We start from the raw sequence: 531 nt of genomic DNA, 5'->3' as shown, positions 1-531 counted from the left end.
GGTCTTGCGCGCGGCTGCGGCCTGAGGGCTTTCGACTGTGCCGGCCTCATGCGGGCCGCGCAGCCGGTCGGTGTCGAGCTTGCCCGGCAGAAGGCTGTTGATGGTGACGTTGCGGTCGACAACCGTTCTGGCCACGCCGGCAAGGAACGAGGTCAGGCCGGCACGCGCGCCGGACGACAGGTCGAGGCCGGGAATGGGCACATAGACCGACAGCGAGGTGATGTTGACGATGCGACCGAAGCCGCGCGCCGCCATGCCGTCCAGCACGGCCTGCACGAGCTCGATCGGAGTCACCATGTTCTGGGTAACGCCTTCGAGGATCTTTTCGCGATCGAGCGTGCGGAAGTCGCGAAGCGGCGGTCCGCCATTGTTGTTGACCAGGATGTCCGGCTCGGGGCAAGCCACGAGCAGCGCCTTCTGCACCTCCGGCTTCGAGACGTCGCCGACGACTTCCGTCACCGTGACGCCATAGCGCTCGCGCAACTCAGCGGCGGTTTTCGCCACCAGCTCGGCATTGCGTCCGTTGACGAC

General features: G+C 66.7%; 1 protein-coding gene. It reads right to left on the bottom strand.

Annotated features, from left to right (window positions below):
- The coding region (locus ENZ75_RS33805; protein ID WP_128278698.1) for an SDR family NAD(P)-dependent oxidoreductase at positions 1–531 on the bottom strand (531 nt) is incomplete at both ends.

This window comes from Mesorhizobium sp. M7A.F.Ca.CA.002.04.1.1, assembly GCF_004022805.1.
Classification (GTDB): domain Bacteria; phylum Pseudomonadota; class Alphaproteobacteria; order Rhizobiales; family Rhizobiaceae; genus Mesorhizobium; species Mesorhizobium ciceri.
This window is presented reverse-complemented; position numbering and strand designations above follow the sequence as displayed.